At 65.6% G+C, this 25147-nt stretch carries 27 protein-coding genes and 3 tRNA genes; 25 read left to right on the top strand and 5 right to left on the bottom strand.

Going from position 1 to position 25147, the window contains the following annotated elements:
• The first annotated feature begins 40 nt into the window (after positions 1-40).
• Positions 41-1495, top strand: a complete 1455-nt coding sequence (gene der, locus V6X63_RS02305) for a ribosome biogenesis GTPase Der (RefSeq protein ID WP_367978002.1) — start codon at positions 41-43, stop codon at positions 1493-1495.
• Positions 1492-2055: a hypothetical protein gene (locus V6X63_RS02300; protein WP_367966980.1), complete on the top strand. Its 564-nt coding sequence runs from the start codon at positions 1492-1494 to the stop codon at positions 2053-2055. Before der ends, V6X63_RS02300 begins: the two co-directional genes overlap by 4 nt.
• Before the next feature lie 2 nt (positions 2056-2057).
• Here the strand turns inward: V6X63_RS02300 and V6X63_RS02295 are convergent.
• A tRNA-Arg gene (locus V6X63_RS02295) sits at positions 2058-2134 on the bottom strand.
• A gap of 140 nt (positions 2135-2274) precedes the next feature.
• Here V6X63_RS02295 and V6X63_RS02290 point away from each other — a divergent pair.
• Positions 2275-3546, top strand: coding sequence for an MFS transporter (locus V6X63_RS02290; RefSeq protein WP_367966979.1), 1272 nt, complete (start codon positions 2275-2277; stop codon positions 3544-3546).
• Positions 3547-3551: 5 nt separating this feature from the next.
• On the opposite strand, the gene V6X63_RS02285 is transcribed toward V6X63_RS02290, so the two are convergent.
• A tRNA-Ala gene (locus V6X63_RS02285) sits at positions 3552-3627 on the bottom strand.
• A gap of 108 nt (positions 3628-3735) precedes the next feature.
• Here V6X63_RS02285 and V6X63_RS02280 point away from each other — a divergent pair.
• The gene (locus V6X63_RS02280; RefSeq protein WP_367966978.1) at positions 3736-3888 is read left to right on the top strand and encodes an entericidin A/B family lipoprotein; all 153 of its coding nucleotides are present in this window, start codon (positions 3736-3738) and stop codon (positions 3886-3888) included.
• A gap of 13 nt (positions 3889-3901) precedes the next feature.
• Here the strand turns inward: V6X63_RS02280 and V6X63_RS02275 are convergent.
• Positions 3902-3988, bottom strand: a tRNA-Leu gene (locus V6X63_RS02275).
• A gap of 27 nt (positions 3989-4015) precedes the next feature.
• On the opposite strand from V6X63_RS02275, the gene queA reads away from it, so the two are divergent.
• The 6 genes from queA to V6X63_RS02245 all read left to right on the top strand — a co-directional run bounded on the left by queA (position 4016) and on the right by V6X63_RS02245 (position 10269).
• Positions 4016-5059 carry a tRNA preQ1(34) S-adenosylmethionine ribosyltransferase-isomerase QueA gene (gene queA, locus V6X63_RS02270; RefSeq protein ID WP_367966977.1) on the top strand — a complete coding sequence of 348 codons (1044 nt, stop codon included), beginning with the start codon at positions 4016-4018 and terminating at the stop codon, positions 5057-5059.
• Complete coding sequence (gene tgt, locus V6X63_RS02265) at positions 5056-6165, top strand: tRNA guanosine(34) transglycosylase Tgt (protein WP_367966976.1); 1110 nt, start codon at positions 5056-5058, stop codon at positions 6163-6165. Before queA ends, tgt begins: the two co-directional genes overlap by 4 nt.
• Before the next feature lie 29 nt (positions 6166-6194).
• Entirely contained in the window at positions 6195-6575 is a 381-nt protein-coding gene (yajC, locus tag V6X63_RS02260; RefSeq protein WP_367966975.1) for a preprotein translocase subunit YajC, read from the top strand.
• A 5-nt stretch (positions 6576-6580) separates the two neighbouring features.
• The gene (gene secD / locus V6X63_RS02255; protein ID WP_367967845.1) at positions 6581-8437 is read left to right on the top strand and encodes a protein translocase subunit SecD; all 1857 of its coding nucleotides are present in this window, start codon (positions 6581-6583) and stop codon (positions 8435-8437) included.
• A 10-nt stretch (positions 8438-8447) separates the two neighbouring features.
• Complete coding sequence (secF, locus tag V6X63_RS02250) at positions 8448-9383, top strand: protein translocase subunit SecF (protein WP_367966974.1); 936 nt, start codon at positions 8448-8450, stop codon at positions 9381-9383.
• A 73-nt stretch (positions 9384-9456) separates the two neighbouring features.
• Positions 9457-10269: a UDP-2,3-diacylglucosamine diphosphatase gene (locus tag V6X63_RS02245; protein ID WP_367966973.1), complete on the top strand. Its 813-nt coding sequence runs from the start codon at positions 9457-9459 to the stop codon at positions 10267-10269.
• Between the two features lie 7 nt (positions 10270-10276).
• Here the strand turns inward: V6X63_RS02245 and V6X63_RS02240 are convergent, their stop codons facing one another.
• Entirely contained in the window at positions 10277-11074 is a 798-nt protein-coding gene (locus V6X63_RS02240; protein ID WP_367966972.1) for an inositol monophosphatase family protein, read from the bottom strand.
• A 94-nt stretch (positions 11075-11168) separates the two neighbouring features.
• Here V6X63_RS02240 and V6X63_RS02235 point away from each other — a divergent pair, with 94 nt between their 5' ends.
• The 15 genes from V6X63_RS02235 to pdxH all read left to right on the top strand — a co-directional run bounded on the left by V6X63_RS02235 (position 11169) and on the right by pdxH (position 23931).
• Complete coding sequence (locus tag V6X63_RS02235) at positions 11169-11900, top strand: RNA methyltransferase (RefSeq protein ID WP_367966971.1); 732 nt, start codon at positions 11169-11171, stop codon at positions 11898-11900.
• A gap of 45 nt (positions 11901-11945) precedes the next feature.
• On the top strand, positions 11946-12743 hold the full coding sequence (cysE, locus tag V6X63_RS02230) for a serine O-acetyltransferase (RefSeq protein ID WP_367966970.1): 798 nt from the start codon (positions 11946-11948) through the stop codon (positions 12741-12743).
• 12 nt (positions 12744-12755) lie between these two features.
• Positions 12756-13967, top strand: coding sequence for a cysteine desulfurase family protein (locus tag V6X63_RS02225; protein WP_367966969.1), 1212 nt, complete (start codon positions 12756-12758; stop codon positions 13965-13967).
• Positions 13968-13971: 4 nt separating this feature from the next.
• A complete protein-coding gene (locus V6X63_RS02220; RefSeq protein ID WP_367966968.1) occupies positions 13972-14346 on the top strand; it encodes a hypothetical protein in 375 nt (124 codons plus the stop codon).
• On the top strand, positions 14343-14669 hold the full coding sequence (locus V6X63_RS02215; protein WP_367966967.1) for a HesB/IscA family protein: 327 nt from the start codon (positions 14343-14345) through the stop codon (positions 14667-14669). Before V6X63_RS02220 ends, V6X63_RS02215 begins: the two co-directional genes overlap by 4 nt.
• 122 nt (positions 14670-14791) lie before the next feature.
• Positions 14792-15220, top strand: coding sequence for a nucleoside-diphosphate kinase (gene ndk / locus V6X63_RS02210; RefSeq protein WP_367966966.1), 429 nt, complete (start codon positions 14792-14794; stop codon positions 15218-15220).
• The gene (gene rlmN, locus V6X63_RS02205; RefSeq protein WP_367978111.1) at positions 15198-16325 is read left to right on the top strand and encodes a 23S rRNA (adenine(2503)-C(2))-methyltransferase RlmN; all 1128 of its coding nucleotides are present in this window, start codon (positions 15198-15200) and stop codon (positions 16323-16325) included. Before ndk ends, rlmN begins: the two co-directional genes overlap by 23 nt.
• On the top strand, positions 16325-17065 hold the full coding sequence (gene pilW / locus V6X63_RS02200) for a type IV pilus biogenesis/stability protein PilW (protein ID WP_367978001.1): 741 nt from the start codon (positions 16325-16327) through the stop codon (positions 17063-17065). The genes rlmN and pilW overlap by 1 nt, the downstream gene beginning before the upstream one ends.
• Positions 17066-17072: 7 nt before the next feature.
• Positions 17073-18158, top strand: coding sequence for a helix-turn-helix domain-containing protein (locus tag V6X63_RS02195; protein ID WP_367966964.1), 1086 nt, complete (start codon positions 17073-17075; stop codon positions 18156-18158).
• Between the two features lie 40 nt (positions 18159-18198).
• Positions 18199-19473 carry a histidine--tRNA ligase gene (gene hisS, locus V6X63_RS02190; RefSeq protein ID WP_367966963.1) on the top strand — a complete coding sequence of 425 codons (1275 nt, stop codon included), beginning with the start codon at positions 18199-18201 and terminating at the stop codon, positions 19471-19473.
• Positions 19474-19491: 18 nt separating this feature from the next.
• The gene (locus tag V6X63_RS02185; protein WP_367966962.1) at positions 19492-20121 is read left to right on the top strand and encodes a YfgM family protein; all 630 of its coding nucleotides are present in this window, start codon (positions 19492-19494) and stop codon (positions 20119-20121) included.
• Complete coding sequence (gene bamB, locus V6X63_RS02180) at positions 20118-21275, top strand: outer membrane protein assembly factor BamB (RefSeq protein ID WP_367966961.1); 1158 nt, start codon at positions 20118-20120, stop codon at positions 21273-21275. The genes V6X63_RS02185 and bamB overlap by 4 nt, the downstream gene beginning before the upstream one ends.
• 10 nt (positions 21276-21285) lie before the next feature.
• Positions 21286-21942 carry an adenylate kinase gene (adk, locus tag V6X63_RS02175; RefSeq protein ID WP_367966960.1) on the top strand — a complete coding sequence of 219 codons (657 nt, stop codon included), beginning with the start codon at positions 21286-21288 and terminating at the stop codon, positions 21940-21942.
• A gap of 38 nt (positions 21943-21980) precedes the next feature.
• Positions 21981-23354 carry an NfeD family protein gene (locus V6X63_RS02170; protein ID WP_367978000.1) on the top strand — a complete coding sequence of 458 codons (1374 nt, stop codon included), beginning with the start codon at positions 21981-21983 and terminating at the stop codon, positions 23352-23354.
• Positions 23341-23931, top strand: coding sequence for a pyridoxamine 5'-phosphate oxidase (gene pdxH, locus V6X63_RS02165; RefSeq protein ID WP_367977999.1), 591 nt, complete (start codon positions 23341-23343; stop codon positions 23929-23931). The genes V6X63_RS02170 and pdxH overlap by 14 nt, the downstream gene beginning before the upstream one ends.
• Here pdxH and V6X63_RS02160 read toward each other — a convergent pair whose 3' ends face one another.
• Entirely contained in the window at positions 23932-25104 is a 1173-nt protein-coding gene (locus V6X63_RS02160) for a hypothetical protein (protein WP_367977998.1), read from the bottom strand.
• Positions 25105-25147 lie beyond the last annotated feature (43 nt).

Raw genomic sequence — 25147 nt, 5'->3', positions numbered from 1 at the left:
CCGATCCCCCGGGCGGAGCGACGACTGCTATCATTCGCGGATGGAACAACCCGTCATCGCCCTGGTGGGCCGGCCCAATGTGGGTAAGTCCACCCTGTTCAACCGGCTGACCCGCACACGGGATGCCCTCGTCGCCGACTTTCCCGGGCTGACGCGGGATCGTCAGTACGGGGTTGGCCGGGTCGGGCCGCTCCCGTATGTGGTCGTCGACACCGGCGGGCTTGGTGAGCCCGATGACGTCACCTATCACCACATGCAGCGCCAGGCCATCCGCGCGTTGGACGAGGCCGATGCCATCCTCTTCCTGGTGGACGCCCGGGTCGGGGTGACGCCGGGTGATGAGACGCTGACCGCCGAGCTGCGGCAGCGGGGCAAGCGGGTCTGGCTGGTGATGAACAAGGTCGACGGTGTCGACCCCGATCTCGCGGCAGCGGATTTCCATGGCCTTGGTCTGGATGCACCATGGCCGATCGCCGCGGTCCACGGGCGCGGCGTCACGCGGCTCATGACAGCCGTCCTCGAGGATCTGACCGGCGGGTCCGTCGACCCGCAAGCGCTCATGCCCGATCCGGATGCGGAGTCCGGCATGACGGATGAGACGGTGTCCGACCACTCGACACCCCGATCCATCGAAGTCGCGATCATTGGTCGGCCGAACGTAGGCAAGTCGACGCTGGTGAACCGCCTGATCGGCGAGGAACGGGTGCTCGTCTATGACATGCCGGGGACAACCCGGGATGCCATCCGGGTGCCGTTCGAGCGCGACGGCCAGGCCTTTACGCTGGTCGACACCGCCGGTGTCCGGCGGCGCAGCCGCGTGCGGGAGAGCATCGAGAAGTTCAGCGTCGTCAAGACGCTGCATGCCATTGAGGCGGCCCAGGTGGTCATCATGGTGCTGGACGCCCGACAGGAGATCTCCGAGCAGGATGCCCATCTGATCGGTCATGTCATCGAGTCCGGCCGGGGACTGGTGCTGGCGGTGAACAAGTGGGACGGGCTGGCACCGGATGCCCGTGAGCGGATCCGGCGGGAGCTCGACGTCAAGCTCGGTTTTCTGGACTTCGCGCGGCCACGGTTCATCTCGGCATTGCATGGCACCGGGGTGGGGCGGCTGCTCGAGGAAGTGGCACATGTCTATCGGGCGGCCCGCCGAGAACTGCCGACATCGGCGCTCAACCGTGTGCTGGAAGAGGCCGTCGAGGCCCATCAGCCCCCCATCGTGCGAGGCCGGCGCATCAAGCTGCGCTATGCGCACCAGGGCGGGCAGAATCCGCCGACCATCGTTGTCCATGGCAACCAGACCGGCGAGCTGCCGGGCGCCTATCGGCGCTATCTGGTCAATCGCTTCCGCCGGGCCTTCGGGCTGCAGGGTACGCCGATCCGACTTGAACTGCGCACCGGCGAAAACCCGTTCGCCGGCCGCCGCAACAAGCTCACGCCACGCCAGCAACGCAAACGTGAGCGTATGATCCAGCGGAGGAAAGGTAGATCGTGAGCAAAATCAGTGTGCCGGGTGTCCACCAGATCCGTTTTGCCTACTCTGGTCTGGAGGATCGTCTCGCGGTGGTCCTGACCATGGCGTCGGGGGAGGGTCGTATCGCCTGGATCAGCCGCCGCGCAATGGTTGGTCTGATGCAGAATATCAATGCCGTGCTCAAAAAGAGTCATCCCGCTGGAGAGGGAGGCGAGGCACATGATGCGGTGATGGCGCTGGAGCACATTGGTGCGCGGTCGCAGGTCGCGGCGCAACGTAATCAGGAAAGAGAGGCTAGCGAGGGCGGTGAGGGTGATCCGGTAGAGGCGCCGACGCAGTGGGCCAATTACCTTGTCACCCAGGCCCGCGTGGAACCGCAGGCCGAGGGCATTGTGGTCGCGCTCTTCGGGCAACCACTGCCCGGAGAGCCTGACAGGCGCTTTGAGCCTGCACCGGTGGCCGGGCTTGCGCTGTCCCGGCCGCATGCCCACGAGGTCCTGCGGCTCATGCAAGCCAACGCCGAGAAGGCGGAGTGGCGGGTCGAGTCGCCCATGGGCTGGCTGGGTGGCGATGCCGGCTGAACTGGTGCCCCGAGCAGGATTCGAACCTGCGACCTATCGCTTAGGAGGCGATCGCTCTATCCAGCTGAGCTATCGGGGCGCGCAAGCCACCAACGGGCGTGTCCACCCGGTAATGGTGGCACTGAATACCACCGGGAACAATCACCGGTGGCGGTACTGGCACGGGCCTGTTGAGGCTATGATGCTTCTTCCTGAAATCCATCAGTGGAAAGTATTGTGATGTCCAGAGTCCGCACCCAGATGGCCGGCGCCGTAGGCAGCGTCCTCGAGTGGTATGACTTCGCCGTTTTCGGTTTCCTGGCGCCGTTCATGGGGCCGCTGTTCTTTCCGGATTCCGATCCGGTCGTGGCGCTCATTCAGACCTATGGGGTGTTCGCGGCGGGCTATCTGATGCGGCCTCTGGGGGGTGTCATCTTTGGTTATATCGCCGATCGGCTGGGCCGACCCCGGGCGCTGCGCTGGTCGATACTGATGATGGCCGGGCCGACGGTTCTTGTCGGGTTGCTGCCCACTTACGAGAGCATCGGCGTGATGGCTGCTGCGCTGTTGATTCTCCTGCGGCTGGTTCAGGGCGTCTCCGTTGGCGGCGAGCTGGTTACTTCGATCACCTTCCTGGTTGAAGGCGCGCCCCATCATCGGCGGGGGTTACATGGCAGCTGGGCTCTGTTCGGCGCTGTCGGGGGCATACTGCTGGGCTCCGGCGTGGTGGCGGTCACCGAAGCGGTGGTCAGTTCGCAGGCGATGGCGGAGGACGGCTGGCGCATTCCGTTCCTGCTCAGCGTGGTGATTTTCGTTTTTGGACGCTGGCTGCGCCGTGCGCTGGCGGATGAGCCGATCGCTGTCGGGCGTAAACAGGAAACGCCGCTCCGCCAGGTGCTCACACGCCATCCGATTGATGTTCTGCACCTCATGACCTGCATGCTGCTCTTCTGCGGAGGCTTCTACACCCTCTTCGTCTGGATGCCGACCTACCAGTCGAAGGTCATCCCGAATCCGATCGACCATGCGATCGACCTGAATACGCTCTCCATGCTGGTGCTGGTGTTGCTCCTGCCGGTCGGCGGTCTGATGGGGGATCGATTCGGCTTTCGCCGCATGATGCTCTGGGGGATCGGAATCACCGGCGTTGGCGTCTATCCGCTATTTCTGTGGATCGATACCGGCAGCTTTCTCGGTGCACTGGTCAGCGGCCTGATCTTCGCCCTTGCCATCAGCTGGGTCCAGGGCCCGATGCCGGCGATGCTGGCGCACACCTTCCCGCGGGACATCCGCAACACCGGCGTGGGCATCGCCTATAACCTCGCCATGGGTCTGTTCGGCGGAACCGCTCCCATGGTCTGCACGTGGCTCATCGATGCCACGGGGGATATCGCCGCGCCGGCTTATTACCTGCTGGCGCTGGCCGTGATCAGTGCGGTGGCACTCATCACCTTCCGGCCGGGTCGCGGTGCGGATCAGACAGGGGAAGGAGTCGCCGGGTCGGCGCCGTGAGAGAGTGGTGGAGCCGAGGGGAGTCGAACCCCTGACCTCTAGAGTGCGATTCTAGCGCTCTCCCAACTGAGCTACGGCCCCGTTCTCTTCAGATTGCGAAGTCTAGCATCACTATTTGCGGGAGTGCCACATCACCCGGCCACGTTGCTATGATGAGAGCTGTATCTACCCCTTTTTGGAGGAACGGGCATGTCATCCAGTACCCCGAGATTGGTTGCCGTGATGGCGCTCATGGGCGTCGTCAGTCTGTCGCTTGCGGGCTGCAATACCGTGGAAGGTCTTGGCAAGGATATCCAGTCGGCCGGTCAGGCCGTGGAGAAGACCGCCGAGAAGGATAAATAGCGCGCCAGACTGATGGTGCCGGGGGCGGGAATCGAACCCGCACTCTCTCGCGAGAACCGGATTTTGAGTCCGGCGCGTCTACCAGTTCCGCCACCCCGGCGTTGGGGGGCGAGTATAACAGGCCCGCATGAAAGTCAGCGATTTCAATTACGACCTCCCGGAGCGACTGATTGCCTCTGAGCCGCTTCGCAACCGGACCGACAGCAGGCTGTTGGTGCTTGATCCCCGAACCGGTGATGTGACCGACCGCCAGTTCCCGGCGATCCGGGATTATCTGCGCAATGGCGATCTGTTGGTGATCAACGACACGCGCGTACTGCCCGCACGTCTTCATGGTCATAAGGCTAGCGGCGGCGCCGTCGAGATCCTGCTGGAGCGACTGACCGGCGGTCCTGAGGCGCTTGCCCAGGTCCGCGCGAGCAAGACGCCGAGACCCGGATCCGAGATTCTGCTCGAGGGGGGGATCAGCGTCGAGGTGCTGGAGCGCGCGGGGGAGTTCTTCCGGCTGCGCTTTCCTGCCGAGCCACCCCTGCCGCAGCTCCTTGAGCGCCACGGGCATATGCCGCTACCGCCCTATATCAAGCGGCAGGATACGGACGAAGACCGCGAGCGGTATCAGACGGTTTTCGCCGACAAGCCAGGCGCCGTGGCGGCGCCCACGGCCGGATTGCATTTTGACGGACCGCTGTTGGCCGCGCTGCGGTCGGACGGGATCGAGACGGCCTCGCTCACCCTGCATGTGGGTGCGGGGACCTTCCAGCCGGTCCGCAGCGAGACCATCGAAGGCCACCGGATGCATGCCGAGTGGCTCTCGGTACCCGCGTCCCTCTGCGAGGCCATCCAGCGCACCCGGGCGCGCGGTGGTCGGGTCATTGCCGTTGGCACAACCGTCGTGCGGGCCCTGGAGGCCGCCGCCGCGCAGGGGGAACTGGCCCCCTTCGAGGGCGAGACGGAGATCTTCATCTACCCGGGCTTTGAGTTCCGCGTGATCGACGGGCTGATCACCAACTTCCACCTGCCGGGCTCGACGCTGGTCATGCTGGTCAGCGCACTGGCGGGCCGCGAGGAGATCCTCGGCGCCTATCGCCATGCGGTCAGTGAGGAGTACCGGTTTTTCAGCTATGGCGATGCCATGCTCATCCTGCCAGGGGAAGGAGGGGAGGCGCCGTGAGTCTTCGCTTCGAGAGACTGGGCGGCGATGGGCTGGCGCGTCGCGGCCGACTGCATTTTGACCGTGGCGTGGTGGATACCCCCGCCTTCATGCCCGTCGGGACCTATGGCACCGTCAAGGGTGTAACGCCGGAAGAGGTGAGCGACACCGGTGCTCAGATCCTCCTCGGCAACACGTTCCACCTGATGCTGCGACCCGGCACCCGGATCATCGCGGAGCATGGCGATCTGCACGACTTCATGCATTGGCATGGTCCGATCCTGACCGATTCGGGCGGCTTCCAGGTATTCAGCCTCGCCGAAGGCCGCAAGGTCAGCGAGGCCGGCGTCGAATTCCGCTCGCCCGTGGATGGCTCGCGGGTGTTCCTGGATCCGGAGCGGTCGATGGCCGTGCAAAGGGCGCTGGGCAGCGACATCGTGATGATATTCGACGAATGTACGGCATGGCCGGTCGAATGGGCCGAGGCCAAGCGCTCGATGGAACTGTCCCTGCGCTGGGCCGAGCGAAGCCGGTCAGCCCATGCCGGCAATCCCGCGGCCCAGTTCGGCATCATCCAGGGCGGGATGTTCGAGGACCTGCGCGCTGCATCGCTTGCGGGGCTTGCCGATATCGGCTTCGAGGGATACGCCATCGGCGGGCTGTCGGTGGGGGAACCGCCGGAGGAGCGCATCCGCGTGCTCGATGCGCTCGGTCCGCGACTGCCGGCGGACCGGCCGCGATACCTGATGGGCGTCGGAAAGCCGGAGGATCTTGTCGACTGTGTGGCACGGGGCATCGACATGTTCGACTGCGTGCTGCCCACGCGGAACGCCCGTAATGGCTTTCTTTTCACCGATGGTGGGACGCTGCGGCTGCGCAACGCGCGCTTTGCCCACGACACACGGCCGGTTGAGGCCGCCTGCGACTGCTATACCTGCCGCCACTACAGTCGCAGCTATCTGCGTCATCTCGACCGTTGCGGCGAAATGCTGGGCGCCAGACTCAACACCCTTCACAACCTGCGTTATTTCCAGCGACTGATGAGTCGTATCCGCGAGGCCATTGAAGCGCAGGCACTCGATGAATTCACGCGGGCGTTCCATGCCATGCGTTCGGGTGTGACATAATGCGGACCTTTTAATCGAGGGAGATTACCATGGACTTCTTCATCAGCGACGCGCTTGCCCAGTCCGGCGAGCCGGCGGCCGGAATCACCGGTCTCATCTTTCCCATCGCACTCATCGTCATTTTCTATTTCCTGCTGATCCGGCCTCAGCAGAAGCGGGCGAAGGAGCATAAGAAGCTGGTGTCGAATCTCTCCAAGGGTGATGAGATTCTCACCACGGGTGGGTTCGTCGGGCGCGTGACCGATGTCGGCGATACCTACGCCAATCTCGAGCTTGCCGAGGGCATCGAGGTCCGGATGCAGAAGAGCGCGGTCGCGCAGGTTCTGCCCAAGGGCGCGATGAAGGGCAGCCTCGAGAAGGCCGAAGCGGCCGCCAAGGACGAGTCCGGCAAGGGCGGCAAGTCGAAGTAGGCATGATGAATCGGTATCCGCTCTGGAAGTACCTGCTGCTGGTGGTTGTGATTGCCGCCGGCTGTCTCTACGCGCTGCCCAATCTCTTCGGGCAGGATCCCGCGTTGCAGATCAGCACCGCCGAGGGGAGCGCGCCCTCGGAGCAGGCACGTGAGCGGATCCGTCGTCTGCTCTCTGACGAGGGAGTGACCATCCGCGGGACGGAGGTCTCGGAGGATCACCTGCTGGTCCGCCTCGCCAGCGCCGATGCGCAGGTGCGCGCTGCGGACGAGCTGGCTGTTGCTCTTGGCCGCGATTACACCGTGGCGCTCAATCTCGCGCCGGCCACACCGGGCTGGCTGCGTGATATCGGTGGCCAGCCGATGTACCTGGGGCTGGATCTGCGCGGCGGGGTGCACTTTCTGATGGAAGTGGACATCGAGGCCGTCCTCGAGCAGACCCTGGCGCGCTACCGCGACGAGTTCAGGCGGCTGCTGCGGGAGGCGGATATCCGCTACGGCGACATCACACTGCGGGAGACCGGCGTGGCCATGCAGTTCGCTGATGCGGCCCGACGCGATGCCGCCCGGGAGGCGCTCAGTCCGGATTACCTGGAGCTGGAGTTCAACGCGGCAGAGGTGAACGGAACACCGACCCTCGAGGCCACGCTCAGTGAACAGGAACTGCGCGAGGTACGGAACTTTGCCGTCGAACAGAACATGACCACGCTGCGTAATCGGGTGAATGAGCTGGGTGTCGCGGAGCCGGTCATTCAGCGTCAGGGCCTGAACCGGATTGTCGTGCAGCTGCCTGGTGTCCAGGATACGGCGCGCGCCAAGGACATCATCGGCGCGACCGCCACGCTCGAGTTCCGCATGGTCGATTCCGGGAATTTCCCTTACTTCGGTGATGGCGATGATCCGGTCCCGCCGGGGACGGAGCGTTTCCCGGAGCGGGGCGGCGGGTATGTCCTGCTCGAGCGTGAGGTCATCATCACCGGTGATGCCATCACTGATGCCTCCTCGGGCATCGATACCCAGACCGGCCAGCCGGAGGTGAACATCCGCCTGAGTGGTAGCGGCGGTAATGTCATGAACCGGATTACCGGGGACCGCGTCGGCGACCATATGGCTGTGGTCTTCAAGGAGACCGAGGTCCAGGCGCGCCGGGTCGACGGCGAGGTTGTGCGCGAGCAGGTCGAGGTGGAGGAGGTCATCAACGTCGCCCGCATCCAGGAGCAGCTGGGCAGTCGTTTTCGCATCACCGGCCTCGACAGTTCCCGGGAGGCCCGCAATCTCGCGCTGCTGCTGAGGGCGGGTTCGCTGGCGGCCCCCATGCAGATCGTCGAGGAGCGGACCATCGGGCCGAGCCTTGGCCAGGAGAACATCAACCAGGGCCTGGCCGCCGTCATCGTCGGCTTCCTTCTGGTCGTACTGTTCATGGCGGTCTACTACAAGGTCTTCGGTCTGGTGGCCAACCTGGCGCTGCTGGCCAACCTGGTGCTGATCGTCGCGGTGCTCTCACTGCTTCAGGCCACCCTGACGCTGCCGGGTATCGCCGGCATCGTGCTGACCGTGGGCATGGCGGTGGATGCCAACGTCCTGATCTATGAACGGATCCGCGAGGAGCTGCGTGCCGGCAGTAGTACACAGCAGGCCATCGAGGCGGGTTATGGCAAGGCCTTCTCAACCATCGCCGATGCCAATGTGACGACCCTGATCGCCGCCCTCGTGCTCTTCGCCTTCGGAACCGGTCCGGTGAAAGGGTTCGCGGTGACGCTGTCGATCGGCATCGTGAGCTCCATGTTCACGGCGATTCTCGGCACCCGGGCCGTCGTCAACCTGATCTATGGCGGCCGCCGCGGCGTCCGTCTGGCCATCTGAGGAGGCGCTCGTGGATTTCTTCAAACGCGAGCCGAATATCGAATTCATGGTCCATCGCGGGCGTGCCGCGGTTTTCACCGCCTTGCTCGTCGCCGCGGCCATCGCCTTTCTGCTCTTCAGAGGGCTCAACCTGGGGCTGGACTTTACCGGCGGTACCCTGGTCGAGGTCGGTTACCCGGAGGCCGTGGATCTCGCCGAGGTACGATCCACGCTGGCCGCTGGCGGCTACGATGACGCTGTCGTCCAGACGTTCGGCACATCGCGGGATATCCTGATCCGCCTGGCACCGGATGCCGGTGAGGGGGATGCCCTCAGCAACGCTGTGCTCGACACGCTGCGCGAGGCGAATCCGGCGGCTGAGTTGCGCCGGGTGGAGTTCGTCGGACCCCAGGTGGGCGAGGAACTCGCGGAGAAGGGTGGTCTGGCGCTGCTCTATGCCCTGGGCGGCATCCTGATCTACGTGGCCTTTCGCTTTGAGTACCGCTTTGCCATCGGTGCCGTTGCGGCGGTGGTGCATGATGTCGTGGTGACCGTGGGGATTTTCGCGGGTATCGGCATGGCCTTCGATCTCACCGTACTGGCGGCGCTGCTGGCGGTGATCGGTTACTCACTGAACGACACCATCGTGGTTTTCGACCGGATCCGCGAGAACTTCGTGCGCGTGCGAAAGGGAACCGCGGCGGAGATCGCCAACCGCTCAATCAACCAGATGCTGCCGCGTACGCTGGTCACCAGTCTGACCACGCTGCTCGTCCTCATCGCACTGGCTCTGCTGGGGGGCGAGCTCATCCGCGGGTTTGCGATCGCGCTGATCATCGGCGTGCTGGTGGGGACCTATTCCTCGATCTACGTGGCGAGCTCGGCGGCGCTCGCCCTCGGCGTCAGCAAGGAAGATCTGGTTCCGCCGCCGAAGGAAGGCGAGGACGCCGAGAATGAGCAGCCCTGACTCCAGTGGTGGTCACGCGGATTTCATAAACAGCTCGTATGATTCGGCAAAACATGGCCATGGGGACACCGCCATGAGTGACGTAGAGCTGCTCAAGCCGCTCCGCTACCGCAGTATCTTCATCTCCGACACGCACCTCGGTTTCAGTGGTGCGAGGGCGGATTTCCTTCTCGATTTCCTCGAATCGGTGCAATGCGACACGCTCTATCTGGTGGGCGACATCATCGACATCTGGGAGATGCGCCGGCGTGGGCTTCGCTGGCCGGACAGCCACAACGCCGTTGTCCAGAACATCCTCAAAAGGGCCCGCAATGGCACCCGGGTCATCTACATCCCGGGCAACCATGACGAAATGTTCCGTGACTATGCGGGGATGTCCATCGAGGGCGTGAGCATCGAACTGCGGGCCATCCATGAGTGCGCGGATGGGCGTCGACTCCTCGTGCTGCACGGCGACGAGTTCGATACGGTGGTGCAGTGCAGCCGGCTGGCCGCCAGGCTGGGCAGCCGCATGTACGCCTGGCTGATCCGTGCCAATCACTGGGTCAACCGAATCCGGCAGGTGTTCAACCGCCCCTACTGGTCACTGGCCGCCCACCTCAAGCACCGCACCAAGAATGTCATGCAGTACATCGCCAACTACGAGGAGGCACTCATTCACGAGGCGCGTCAGGCGGGTGTCGACGGACTGGTCTGCGGGCATATCCATCATGCCGAGATCACCGACCAGAGCGGCGTCCTCTACTGCAATGATGGCGACTGGGTGGAGAGCTGCACCGCGCTGGTTGAATCCCGCGCCGGCCATCTGGAGCTGCTCCGCTGGAGCGATGTCCGGGAGACGCTGAAATCCACTTCCGACGACGTGGCGGACGGGCGCGCCGCCTGAACGCCGATCAGGCGCGGATGCCCTCGACGCGATGCGGGGCGATCGTGCGGACCAGGTCAGCGAACAGCTTGGGGCTGCCGGCAACGATATTGCCGGTGTCGAGGTAACGGTCACCGCCCGCGAAGTCGCCCACGATGCCGCCGGCTTCGCGGATCATCAGTGCGCCCGCGGCCATGTCCCAGGGCTTGAGACCCACTTCCCAGAAGCCGTCGAGCCGTCCGCAGGCCACATAGGCCAGATCCAGGGCCGCCGAGCCGGCCCGACGGATATCGCCGGCGCGGCGGAAGACATCACCGAACATGCCCAGATAGGCATCGTGATACTCCCGCAGCCGCAGCGGGAAGCCTGTGCCGAGCAGGGCGTTATCCAGTCCCGGGCGCGCCTGCATGCGCATCCGCCGCCCCTCGAAAGTGCAGCCACCGCCGCGCCGTGCGGTCCATAGCTCCTGGCGGATCGGATCATAGATCACCCCGGCCTCCAGAGCACCCCGGTATTTGAGGGCGATCGAGACGGCGTACTGGGGAAAGCCGCGCAGGTAATTCAGCGTGCCGTCCAGCGGGTCGACCAGCCAGACGTAGTCGGCCTTCTCCTCGCCGCCACGTTCCTCTCCAACGATCGAATGATCGGGATAGGCCTGCCTCAGAATGGCGTGGATCTCATCCTCGGCCATCCGGTCGACCTCGCTGACGAAGTCGTTCTCGCCCTTTGCCTCGACATGCAGGCGATCAAGGCGATCGATGTTGCGGACAATGATATTTCCGGCGCTGCGAGCGGCGCGCACGGCAACGTTGACCATCGGGTGCATTGGCTGATCCTGAAACGGGCTGCGATCGGCGTGGTATGCCGTAGAATTCACTCTAGCCGTCCATGATAACAGTAAACCTCGGGGAGTTCGTGTTTTGGCCGACTGGCAGGGCAATGACTGTCGCTTCGTCCTGGTGGGGACATCGCATTCCGGGAACCTGGGAGCAACCGCCCGGGCCATGCTCACCATGGGGCTCGAGAAGCTCGTGCTGGTGGGGCCGGAATGCTCGATCGACGAGCAGGCCCTGGCCATGGCGGCCGGTGCCAGAGACGTGCTCGCCGTCGCTGAGCAACACGCCGGACTTGTCGACGCCGTGGGGGATGCCCAGCTCTGCCTGGGGTTGACCGCCCGGCCGCGGCGTGACGGCGTACCGTCGCTGACCCCGCGGGAGGCGGCCGGCATGATCGCCATGGAGCCCGGGCCCGTGGCCGTCCTGTTCGGTCGCGAGCGCACGGGCCTGACCAATGATGAACTGGCCTGCTGTCATCGTCTGGTGCATATCCCCGCCAATCCGGCCTACCCGGCGCTGAACCTCGCGGCCGCCGTACAGATCATGGCCTACGAGATCTTGATCGCGTCGGCGGAACAGCCGGCTGAGGACAATCTTGCCGTGCGCACGCGCAGGGCCGAGGAACGGCTGGCGACGGGTGCCCATCTGGAAGGGCTGCACCAGCAGATGGAATGGCTGGCGGACCATAGCGGCTATGCGGCACGTGCGCCCCGCGAGGTCATGCTGCGAAGGCTGCGGAATTTCATCAACCGGGCGAGACCCACCGTTGACGAGGTCGATTTGCTGCGCGGGATACTCAAGCGCGTTCTGCCGTAGCCATTCTGCTGGCTGCCGCAAGCGAGGGGTGCGTATACTTTGGTTATGTTTCAGCGTCTTCGCGAAGATGTCAGTTGTGTTTTCGACCGCGACCCGGCGGCGCGGAACCACTTTGAAGTGCTGACCAGTTATCCCGGTGTTCATGCGCTGATCCTGCATCGCATGAATCATTGGCTATGGCGCCATGGCCTGCGCTGGCTGGCCCGGTTCTTCTCGCTGATCGCCCGCTGGTTGACCGGTATCGAGATTCATCCGGGGGCGAAAATCGGGCGACGGTTTTTCATCGATCACGGCCTCGGCATCGTCATCGGCGAGACCGCGGAAGTGGGCGACGACTGCACGCTCTATCAGGGCGTGACCCTCGGCGGGACCTCCTGGGAAGGGGGCAAGCGGCATCCGACCCTGCGCGACGATGTCGTGGTGGGCGCCGGTGCCAAGGTGCTCGGCCCCATTGAGGTGGGCGAGGGCGCACGCATCGGCTCCAATGCCGTCGTCGTCAAGGACGTGCCTGAGCATGCCACGATGGTGGGCATCCCGGCCCGTGTGGCCCGTATCGCCCGGGAGGAGACGCCATGCACCGAGGCCGACCAGCGGCGCGCGGAAACGGCCCGGCGGATCGGCTTCGAGGCCTATGGTGCGACCCGGGACATGCCCGATCCGGTGGCCAATGCCATTAATGCGATCCTCGATCATGTGCACTACACCGACGCGAGACTGCAGGAGATGTGCAGCGCCCTGCGGGCGCTGGGCGCGGAGGTCAACGACAGCCGGATCCCCGATATCGAGGATTGTGGCATGCAGGATGACGGCGGACGGGATCAGGCCTCGGGTTCCGACCACTGAACGGGGAGGCTGATGACGCCCTACCTCGACTACGCGGCAACGACCCCCGTCGATCCCCGGGTCTCCCGGTTCATGGCCCGGTTCGAGGGGCCGGATGGCTTGTTCGCCAACCCCGGTAGCGACCATCCCGCCGGCCAGGGTGCGGCAGCGGCCGTTGATGACGCCGCCCAGCAGGTGCTTGGCCTTTTGGACGACCCGGGTTTTCGGGTGATCTGGACCAGCGGCGCCACCGAGGCCGACAATCTCGCCATCGGTGGCCTTGCCCGGGGGGTCGCTCGGCGGGATGGCCGGCGACGTCGATTGCTGGTCGTGGCGACCGAGCACTCGGCGGTGCTGGCAGCCGCCCGGGCGGCGGGCTCCGCGGGCATGCGGGTGCAGACATTGCCAGTATCCGGCGATGGCCTCCTCGGGTTGAGGACGCTGGAGAGCGCCCTCGACGACGATGTCGCGCTGGTGTCGATTGCGCCCGTGAACAACGAAACCGGGGTGATCCAGGACATCGAGACCCTCGCCGGAGCGATTCATGCCGTTGGTGCACGCCTTCACCTGGACGCCGCGCAGGCCGTCGGTCATCTGCCCGAGGATGGGCTTTACCGTCATGCCGATATGGTTTCGCTGTCCGCCCATAAATTCTATGGGCCGAAGGGCATCGGGGCACTCTGCTACCGGCCTGCCCTGCGGCTGGAGCCGTTGCTGCATGGTGGCGGTCAGCAGGGCGGGATGCGGCCCGGTACGCTGCCGGTGCCGCTGATCGCGGGCATGGGCGAGGCCCTGCGGATACGGGCTGATCAGGGTGAGCGGACACGCCAGCGTGGCCTCCAGCAGCGGCTGCGGCAACATCTCGAGGCGCTCGGGGGGGTCGTCATCAATGGCCATGATGATGGCTCGGCGCATGTCCTCAACGCATCATTCGCGGGTATCCAGGGCACGGCTCTGCGTGCCGCGCTGGCGGATCTGTCGGTGGGGTTCGGGTCGGCCTGCAATAGCCGGGGCGGGCCGTCCCATGTCCTCCGCGCGATGGGGCGGCCGGATGCGCTGGCCCATGCTTCGGTGCGCTTCAGCCTCGGACGCTTCACCACCGAGTCCGACATCGACAGTGTGGCGGAGCGGGTGGGCGAGCGGGTCCGACGCCTGCGGGCGATATCTCCCGTGTGGCGTGAACTTCAGGCGGCCGGGTCCATCGAAGATGTCTACGGCGTCACAACCCCGCAGAGAATGGCTTGAAACGATGGACATGACGCTGGAGCCTTGGAATGCCGAGTACCTTGGCGCACCCGGGGCGCCCACGGGTTGGGCGCACGGCGTGGCAGGGCGTGTCGCCGACGGCTGTCGTGTCGACTGCTGGCTGGCAATGGGGTCAGCCGGCATCTGCCAGGCGCGTTTCGAGGTGTTCGCGGGGCCGGACGCCATGCAGGCCGCTTCATGGCTGGCGGGCTGGCTCGTGGGTCGGTCGGTCGACGCCGCGGAGATGGTCACCGGGCTGTGGCTCGCCGAGCAGGCCGGCATGCCGGACGAGGCACGCGTTGAAGGACTTTGCATTGAGGATGCATTGCGGTCGGCGCTGACCGCAGTGGTCGCCGGAGAAGGTGGGAGCGAGATATGACGATACAGCTGACGGAACGGGCCGCCGATCACATCCGCGACGCGCTCACGCGCCACGGCAGTGGCATGGGGCTGCGTCTGGGCGTTCGTACATCCGGTTGCTCGGGTTTCATGTACACCGTGGATTACGCCGATGCCGTGGGTGACGACGATACGCTTGTCGAGCAGCACGGTGTCGCGGTGGTGATCGATCGAAAGAGCCTGCCGTTCCTCGAAGGCATGGAAGTGGACTTTGTCAGAGAGGGGCTCAACGAGCGTTTCAGTTTCCGCAACCCCAATGTCACGGCCGAGTGTGGTTGCGGCGAGAGCTTCTCGGTGCAGTGATTGCCGGCGTTCCGGTGGCTGGGTAGACTAGCGGGCGATTTTTCGGGCCCACTGCGCCATGGCGGGTGGGTTTTGTATTTTCGGGCCGGCGCTGGCGCCGGTTCCCCAGCAGGAGCTGATCAATGGCCGTTGAGCGAACGCTTTCCATTGTCAAACCGGATGCCGTCGCCGGCAACCACATCGGCGATATCTACAATCGCTTCGAGACCGCGGGTCTGCAGATCATTGCCGCACGGATGCTGCATCTGAGCCAGGACCAGGCCGAGGGTTTCTACGCGGTGCACCGGGAGCGTCCGTTCTTCGGCGATCTGGTGAAGTTCATGACCTCCGGACCGGTGATGGTGCAGGTGCTCGAGGGGGAAGACGCGATCCGCAAGAATCGCGAGATCATGGGCGCCACCAACCCCGCCGAGGCGGCGGCGGGCACCATCCGTCACGACCTTGCCGAGACCCTCGACGCGAACGCGGTCCACGGTTCCGATGCACCGGAGACGGCGCGCGAGGAAATCGCCTTCTTCTTTGGTGATGATGAGCTCCACAGCCGCGGCTGAAGACCGCCCGCTGACCCGCTCCGGTCGGGTCAGCCTGCTCGGTCTGGACGAGGCGGGCCTGCATGCCCTGCTTCAGGAGCTTGACGAGAAGCCCTTCCGCAGCAAGCAGCTGCGGCAGTGGCTTCACCAGCGGCGCGTGTTCGACTTCGATGCCATGACGGATCTGGCCAAGGGCTTCAGGGGGAAGCTGGCGGATCTATCGGAGTTGCGCGTGCCGCAGGCGGTTTTCGATCGCGAGTCCGGGGACGGCACCCGTAAGTGGCTGCTGGCGCTGGAGAGTGGCCAGGCGGTGGAGACCGTCTATATCCCGGAGCGCGGGCGGGGGACGCTATGCGTGTCCTCCCAGGTGGGTTGCGCCCTTGACTGCGGGTTCTGTTCCACCGGCAAACAGGGCTTCAATCGGAATCTGACCGCGGCGGAGATCATCGGACAGCTGCATTTCGCGACCCGGGCCCTGGAGCAGGAGGGCCGTGACCGCCGCGTAACCAACGTGGTCATGATGGGCATGGGTGAGCCGCTGGCGAATTTCCGCAACGTGGTGGCTGCCACCAACCTGATGGTGGATCCCTATGCGTGGGCGCTGTCGCGGCGGCGGGTCACACTGTCCACCGTCGGTCTGGTGCCGGCGCTCTACCGGCTGGCGGATGTCAGCAACATCAGCCTCGCCGTCTCACTGCATGCCCCCAATGACGCGCTGCGGGACGAGATCGTGCCCATCAACCGGAAGTACCCGCTGCGGGAACTGCTGCCGGCCTGCGAACACTACATTGGCAACACGCCCCATCACTGCATCTATTGGGAGTACGTGATGCTGGATGGCGTGAATGACAGCCAGGGACATGCACGGCAGCTGATCGACCTGCTGGGCAATATTCCCTCCAAGATCAACCTCATCCCGTTCAATCCGTTTCCGGGCACCCACTACGCGGCATCGCCGAGGGAGCGCATCCAGCGCTTCGCCGATACGCTTCAGCGTGCCGGCTTCATCACTACGATCCGACGCACGCGGGGCCAGGATATCGATGGGGCCTGCGGCCAGCTGGTGGGTCAGGTCATCAACCGTCGCAACCAGGGCAAACGCGGGACAACCACGGCATCCGCCTGATGCGCACCCGCGTGATGATCCTCGCCGCTGTGCTGATGGCCGGATGCGCGGTCAGGCAGGATGCACCCCTCAGCGACGAGGATTCCGCCCGGGCGGCCCGGGCCAACACCGATATCGCCACCCATCACCTGCGCAATGGTGCGCTCGGTCCCGCCCTGGAGAAGATTGAGAGGGCCCTGGATCAGAATCCAGAGCTGATCGATGCGCATCTGGTGGCGGCGGAAGTGCGGGCGAGACTCGATGAGCCGGCGGCCGCGGAGTCGCACTTTGACAAGGCGTTGTCCCTGGATGGTGACAACGGCCCCGCGCTCAACAACTATGCCGCCTTTCTGTGCGGTCGAGGCCATGTCCGTCGAGCCCTTGATCTATGGGACATGGCGGCGGCCAATCCGCTCTATTCACGCCGTGTGATGGCGTTGAGCAACGCGGCCCTCTGCCTGAGTGACGCCGATCGGGGGGTCGAGGCGGCGTCGTACTGGCGTCGTGCGCTATCGCTGCGACCCGAGTACCCGCCCGCGCTGCGGGGCATGACCGAATGGAGCCTCGCGCAGGACCGGGTCGATGCCGCACAACATTGGTTTTCGCGCTACACTGCGGTGGCAGAGGAAACGCCATCGCTGCTCTGGCTGGGGGTGCGGGTCGCCAGAGCCGCTGATGATGCGGACCGTCACGGGCAGTTTGCCCGGCGGCTCAGGGAACGATATCCCGCATCCGAGCAGGCCGCACGCTTGACGGAGTGATATCTCGATGACAGAGCAACAGCGCAGCGGCGATACCAGTAACGCCGGCAGACAGTTGGCCGGACCGGGTCGGCTGGTCCGGGATGCGCGTCTGCGGCGGGATATGACCGTTGACCAGGTCGCCGAGGCCCTGCATCTCGACCGCCGCACGGTGGAGCAACTGGAGGCCGACGACTTCGATGCGCTTCCGCCGCTCACCTTCGTGCGCGGATACCTGCGCGCATACTGCCACCTGCTGGAGCTCGATCCGGAGCCGGTGATCGGCCGCCTCGCCGATGTCGGGGTTACCGACACCGAAAGCCCACTCAGGCCGCATGCCGGCGCCCAGGCAGGTAATGCGCGTACCCCGCGCCCGGTGGGTCGCGGCCCCGGCATCCTCGGATTGGCGCTCGGGCTTGCGCTGTTGATCGCCGGTGTGGTCGCAGCGGGCTGGTGGCTGTCGCGCGCGGAGATCTCCATCCCGTTCATGGAAGCGGCGGACCCGTCGACCGAGGCGACCGGATCGGCCGAGTCGATCGAACCGGTACCCGACGATCGTGTCTCGCAGAACGCTTCGTCATCGGATACCGCGGTGACGCAGGCGCCAGCGGACGTGTCAGCCAGGGAGACAGGCGCATCCGAACCCACCGCCGAGGCGATGGACACCAGCCCCGAACCGGCGAACAACGTGGTCGCCGCACCCGAAACCGAGCCGGCGCCATCCATGGAAGAAACGACGGACAGCGGGGGCGCGGTGGACACGAGCGGGACGACAGCGGGCGTATCCGGCAACGAGGCCACCATGGATCCGTCGGTCGCGACGCCGGCGGCGCCCGACGCTCCGGCCGCAACGGTCGACGCGCCGCCGGCCGAGCCGGATGAACTGGTCTTCCGCTTCAGCGGTGATTCCTGGATGGAAGTCACCGATGACCGCGGCGAACGGCTGCTCTTCGGAATGGCCGAGCCGGGAGAGGAGCGCCTGACGGGCAGGGCACCTTTCGATATCGTCATCGGCAACACGCGCAATGTCACGCTCGAGTATGGCGACCGGGAAGTCGACCTCGATCAGTATGCGCGGGGTAATGTGGCCCGTTTCACGCTGGGTGGTTCCTGACGGAGCCGCCTGGTCATCGTTTCAATCGAACGGGGATAGCTTGGGTACCTCGATACAGAATATCCGCGGGTTCAGTGACGTCCTGCCTGATGAGGGTCCGATCTGGCGGTTTGTTGAAGACACCTTCCGTCACGAGCTCGAGCGGTACGGTTACGCCGAGATACGGTTGCCGATCGTCGAGAAGACGGAACTCTTCTCGCGGTCCATCGGCGAGGTTACCGATATCGTCGAGAAAGAGATGTATACCTTCACCGACCGCAATGGCGACAGCCTGACGCTGCGACCGGAGGGAACGGCCGGCTGTGTCCGGGCCGCCCTGCAGCGGGGGCTGCTGCACAACGCGCGCCCCCGGCTCTGGTATGCGGGGCCCATGTTCCGTCACGAGCGTCCCCAGAAAGGGCGTTACCGGCAGTTTCACCAGGTCGGTGCTGAAGCGTTCGGTGTCTCCGGCCCGGAGCTGGATGCCGAGCTCATCCTTCTCTCGGGGCGTATCCTCCGCGCCCTTGGCATCGACGGGCTTCGGCTGGAGCTCAACAATCTGGGTACGATCGAGGCGCGACGGCGCTATCGGGCCGCACTGATCGAGCATCTCCAGGCGCATGAGGGCTGGCTCGATGACGATGCCCGGCGCCGACTGCATACCAATCCGCTGCGTATTCTCGACACCAAGAACCCGCAGATGGCCGAGGTAATCCGGACCGCGCCGGATCTCGGGGACTACCTCGACGAGACTTCCCGACAGCATTTCCATGACCTGCGCGCCATGCTCGATGCGGCCGGTCAGCCCTACACGGCCAACAGCCGTCTGGTGCGCGGACTCGACTACTACGGCGGTACCGTGTTCGAGTGGATCAGCGACAGTCTCGGGGCGCAGGGAACCGTGCTGGCCGGGGGACGGTATGACATCCTGGTGGAGATGATGGGCGGACGCCCGACTCCGGCCATCGGCTTCGCGGCGGGCCTGGAGCGCCTGGTGGCGCTGGTGGAGGCGGCGGGCAGTGCGCCTGCCGCGCCGTCGGTTCATGCGGCACTGGTGGCGGTGGATGAGGATCTGCAGGCTGACACCGTGGCCCTGGCGGAAAGCCTTCGGGACCGGCTGCCCTGGCTTCGGCTTCAGTTGCCGATCGGTGGCGGGTCGATGAAAAGCCAGCTACGCCGCGCCGACCGGAGTGGGGCCGCGCTGGCGCTGATCCGGGGCGCCGAGGAATCCGCGGCCGGAGAGATCATCATCAAGGACTTGCGTGGCGACGCGGAGCAGTATGCAGTGGCGATCGAGCGGCTGCCGGAGATACTCTCCCCGCTGGAATCAACCTGAGCAGGACGACATCAATCCGTGGCATACGACGACCAAGAACAACTCGAGGCCATTCGCGCCTGGTGGCGGCAGCACGGCCGCACGGTAATCCTCACCGTGGGTGTCGCGCTGGCCGTGGTCATTGGCTGGCAGCAGTGGGGGGCCTGGCAGGACCGGCAGATGGCCGAGGCGGCGTCGGACTATGCCGCCATACTGGAGTCGCTCAATGCCGGCGATCGTGAGGCGGCGGGCAACCGCCTGCAGGTCCTTCGCGAGGGGCACCCGGACAGTCCTTATGCGGCAATGGCAACGCTCGCGGTGGCGACTGCGGCATTCTCCGCGGACGACGCTGGCTCAGCAGCGGACAGCCTTGGCTGGATTCCGGCCAATCAACCCGGGAGCCCGCTGGCGGTGGTCGCGCGGCTGCGCCAGGCCGAGGCACTGAGTGCGGCGGGCGATGATCAGTCGGCCCTGATGGTCCTTGAACCGCCACCCGAGGGCCCCCTGCGCCCCCGATACCTCGAACTGCAGGGTGATCTGGAGGCTGCTCTGGGCAACACCGATGCCGCGATCGATGCGTACCGCCAGGCGCTGGATGAGACTGGCGGTCAACGCCGCTCGCTCCTGGAGATCAAGCTCTTCGAGCTCGGTGGAGCGCCGGCATCATGAAAGGGCGCGTAACAGCGAAAGCCATCGTTACTGCGGCCACACTGGTCATTGCCGGTTGTGGCGGCAACTCGCTCATCCGGGCCGGCGATCCGCCGGCACTGGATTCGCCCGTGCCCGAAGCACAGGTCACTGAACACTGGCAGGCGCAGATCGGCCCCGCTTCCGTGCCCTATCACCGCCTCGAACTCGCTGCGCTCGACGACCGACTCTTCGCGGCCTCCTCGGATGGGGAAGTGGCGGCCTTCGACGCCGGGAGCGGTGAAACCCTGTGGCGTCAGGCGTTTGATGTGGAGATCGCCGGTGCGGTGGGTGCCGGGGAAGACGCCGTGGCCGTGGGTACCGCCAATGCCGATGTGCTGTTCCTGAATGCCGAGACCGGGGAGCTCGACTGGCGGACCCGCGTCAGCAGTGAGGTGCTTGCTCCGCCCGCGGTCGGTCAGGGCAGCGTCGTTGTGCGAACCGGCGACGGCGGCGTGTTCGCGCTGGATGCCGCGAGCGGAGACCAGCGTTGGCTGTACCGACGAAATGTCCCGGCACTCAGTCTGCGCGGTCATTCGGCGCCGGTGCTCGTCAACGGCGGCGTCGTGGCCGGATTCGACAACGGAAGGCTGAGCGCGCTCGATCTGGCGACGGGCAATCCCGTGTGGGAGGCGACGGTCGCCGTCCCGGAGGGCAGAACCGACCTCGAGCGCATGATCGATCTCGACGCCGACCCGGTGGTGAGCGGCCGTGAACTGTTCGCGGGCACCTATCAGGGTCGGCTCACTGGCATGGCCCTCGCCAATGGACAGGTGGCCTGGGCCCGGGATGTCTCCGTACTCGGCGGGCTGAGCGTGGATGAAAGCAACATCTACGCGACCGACGCGCAGGGTCGTATCTGGGCTTTTGACCGTCGCAACGGCGCATCGGTCTGGCGGGTCGATGCACTGTCCGGGATCAGACTGACCGCGCCGGTCCGGTATGGCGATCAGCTGGTCGTCGCCGGTTCCGACGGCTGGCTCTACTGGATTGATATTCGTGATGGCAGACTGACCGCCCGTTACGAGGTTGGCAGGAATGGCATCGCGGCGGCACCGCTGGTCGAGGAAGACAGGCTGTATGTCCTGGACCTGGGCGGTAGACTGCGCGCCCTGACCATTGAGCAAGGCAACTAGGAGGAGAGCCATGCGCATGATACTTCTGGGCCCGCCCGGGGCCGGCAAGGGAACCCAGGCCGCCGGGCTCTGCGAAGCCTACGGCATCCCGCAGATTTCCACCGGCGACATGCTGAGGGCAGCGGTCAAGGCGGGGACCGAGCTCGGCAGGGCGGCCAAGGCCGTCATGGATGCCGGCGAACTGGTCTCGGATGACATCATCATCGGCCTGGTCAAGGAGCGTATTGAGCAGGCCGACTGCGCCAATGGCTTCCTCTTCGACGGGTTTCCGCGCACCATCGCCCAGGCGGACGCGCTCCAGGAGGCGGGTGTGCCCATCGATGCCGTCGTCGAGATCAGGGTCGATGACGAGGCCATTGTCTCGCGCATGGCCGGGCGCCGGGTCCATCCCGATTCCGGGCGCGTCTATCATCTGGAAAACGCCCCACCCAGGGAAGATGGCAAGGATGACGTCACCGGTGAGCCACTGGTGCAGCGCGAGGATGACCAGCCCGATACGGTCCGCCAGCGCCTGGCGGTCTATCACGAGCAGACCAGCCCGCTGGTGGAGTACTACCAGTCGCTCGCCGAGAACGGTGGCCCCGATGCGCCCAGATACGTCTGCGTCGATGGCGAGGGCGATATTGACGTCGTCCGGCAGCGCATCATCAACGCCCTGGAGGGCTGATTCGGGAACCTGCTCACCGGGCCTGCGATCTGACAGGCATGATGCGCGGGTTGCTTTTTCTGGTGCTATCACTGGCGGTGACCGGCGCCAGCGGCCAGACGGTCCATCGCCTCACGGTTGACGGGGCGATCGGGCCAGCGACGGCGCAGTACGTCGTCCAGGGGATTGAGGCGGCCGAGGCGGAGTCCGCGTCGGCCGTCATCCTGCAGATGGATACGCCGGGCGGACTCGACCGGTCCATGCGCGACATCATCAAGGCGGTGCTTGCCTCTCCCGTGCCTGTCATCGGCTATGTCGCGCCATCAGGCGCCCGCGCAGCCAGCGCCGGGACGTACATACTCTATGCCACTCACTGGGCTGCCATGGCACCAGGCACGAATCTCGGTGCTGCGACGCCTGTGCAGGTCGGCGGTATGCCCGGGAATCCCGATCGTGGCGGACGCGATCCGGATGGAGGCGCCGCCGAATCCGGTGAGGCCCCCGCGGATCAATCCGGTGGCGGTGCCTCAGCCACGGAGCGCAAACGGATCAACGATGCCGTCGCGTATATCCGGGCACTGGCCGAACTCCGAGGACGGAATGCCGAGTGGGCGGAACGCGCCGTTCGGGAATCCGTGAGCCTGTCCGCGGAGGCCGCCTACCGCGAGGGGGTCATTGATCAGGTGGCAATGAACACCCGGGCGTTGCTGGATGCCGTCGACGGGCTCCGTCTGATACCGGACGACGGGGAGCCCCTCCGCCTTGCCGATGCGATGATCGACGAGCGCGCTCCGGACTGGCGGCATGAATTGCTGGCTGTCATCACCAACCCGAACGTCGCCTATATTCTCCTGCTGGTCGGGATCTATGGACTGATCTTCGAACTGGCCAATCCGGGTACACTGGTGCCGGGAGTCATCGGGGGCATTTCCCTGCTCCTGGCGCTGTTCGCCCTGCAGGCGCTGCCCGTGAACTATGCCGGGCTCGGTCTGATCGCCTTGGGCGTGCTGTTCATGCTGGGTGAGGCCCTCGCGCCCTCCTTCGGGGCGTTGGGCGTCGGGGGTGTGCTCGCCTTCGGGCTTGGTTCGCTGCTGCTTTTCGATACCGAGGGGCCGGGGTTTGAGCTCTCGATGCTGCTTGTGGCCGGTGTGACAGCAGCCAGTCTGATGATCCTCATGGGCACGGCGATGCTCGCGCTGCGGGCCTTCCGGCGACGCGGCGTCGCAGGGCGGGCCCACCTGCAGGGCGAGCAGGGAGAAGTGATTACAACCCGCCCGGCGCTTCGGGTCCGGGTGGAGGGCGAGCGCTGGCGGGCAAGGTGTAACATGCCGCTGGATGCGGGAGACCGGGTGCGGGTCACCGCAGTCGACGGCCTGACGCTGACGGTTGAGCCGATGGACACAGGGGAGACGAATGACGATGGGGCAGTATGAAACCGCGGTCGCCCGCTTCAGGGAGTGGCTGGATCTCGCGCGGGAGACCGAGGGCATTCTGGAGCCGACGGCGATGACGCTTGCCACGGCAACGGCGAGCGGGAGGCCGAGTGCGCGCACGGTATTGCTCAAGCAGGTGGATGAGGATGGTTTCGTTTTCTACACCAACAGCCTCAGTCGGAAGGGGCGCCAGCTTGCCGCGAACGCGCGGGCGGCGCTGACTTTCTTCTGGGCTCCGCTGATGCGCCAGGTCATGATCGAGGGCACGGTGCAGCCGGTGAGCGACGTCGAGGCGGATGCCTACTTCGCCAGCCGCCCGCGCCTCAGCCAGATTGGTGCGTGGGCCTCGCAGCAGTCCGAGCCGCTGGCCGGGCGGGAGGCCTTCGATGCAAGCGTAGCCGAAGTCGAGGCCCGGTTCGCCGACATGGCGGTGACGCGGCCTCCGCACTGGACGGGCTACCGAGTCCGCCCCGACATGATCGAATTCTGGCAGGGCCGTGAAGGCCGGCTGCACGACCGGGAGCGGTACTATCGCGGTGAGAACGGCACCTGGGAGTGGACGCTGCTCAATCCCTGATCAGGCCCGGCCCTGGTAATCGAGCCAGGGCTGGAGCTGCGCGGGTTCGCCACCGGCGATCACGCGGCCCGGACGCTCAACCTGCCAGGCGGCGCCCAGCGAGTCGGCATGCCCGGCCCAGTGATCGAGAATGGCCTGCATGCCATCCGGATGGACCGGATAGTCATGGGCCAGGGTCAGGAGCTGACCATCCGCCGCCTGGACCAGTGCCGTATAGGCCACCGGACCAAGTTCCGGGGTGGCCTGTTCCGTGACCGTGACGACCGCCGCCGAGGTCACGCCCTGCTGGTCGATGATGGACTGTCGATACCATGGCCGGTCGGCCTCGATTGCATGCGCCTGGGCGATGGAAAGGGCGACCTCCGGATCGGCGGCCGCCGTACCTTTCGCCGGTGCCGTGGCCGTCACCTGAATGCCGTGGCTCTGCAGGCCAGCCATGTACTGTCTCTGCATCCGGACCCAGCGTCCGTAGCCCTCGAGGCTGGTGTCCACGTCCGCCGCATTGCGGGAAGCCCACTCATCGAACGTCATCCAGGGTGTCCAGACCGCCCCGGCACTGCCCATGAAACGGTTGCCCGGTTCGAGCTCGATCCGCTCGACGCTGTCCGGGCGGTACAGGGCAGCCTCGATCAATTGCCACAGCCCGCCGAATTCGGCGTGTTCGAGCTGTACCTTGAGCAATGCCGAGAGATCGTGGAATGTCGCATAGCTCAGATGGACCGGCTCAACACCCATTAACTGCCGCAATGCGCGGTCGGTGGCGAGGCCCGCCCGGCCTTTTTCCAAGAGGGTGCTCTCCAGTTTTCGGCGTAGCGGATCGAGCTGCTCGCCGGGCGCTACCAGCGCGAATGGAATGGCCAGCAGCGGGCCGGAACCGGGCCGGCGGAGCGGAGCGAGCGCGGATTCCGGGAAGCGCCCCCCACTGCTGCCGAGAGAGAGCAGCTGCGGCTGGAAAGGCCCCCCGCGCAGGCTGCCCCGATAGATATCCAGCAACGCCTCGACCATAGGCAGTCCCGGCCGGAGTATTTCCGTTAGGTCGTACAGTGCGGCCGGCATGACCAGGCCCGCTTCGGCGATTTCCTCGCCAATGATCCGCCGCAGGTCATCGGCGATCGGTGCGGCCAGTAATTCGGCACTATCGCGGCTCAACGGCTCCGGGGGGCGTGTCTGCATTATGCCCGCGGGATCCAGTTCAACGGTCAGCACGGCTGGTGTT

It is taken from the genome of Spiribacter onubensis (assembly GCF_040838425.1).
Taxonomy (GTDB): Bacteria; Pseudomonadota; Gammaproteobacteria; order Nitrococcales; family Nitrococcaceae; genus Spiribacter; species Spiribacter onubensis.
Note: the sequence above shows the minus strand (reverse complement) of the source record. Positions and strands in the feature narration are given on the sequence as shown.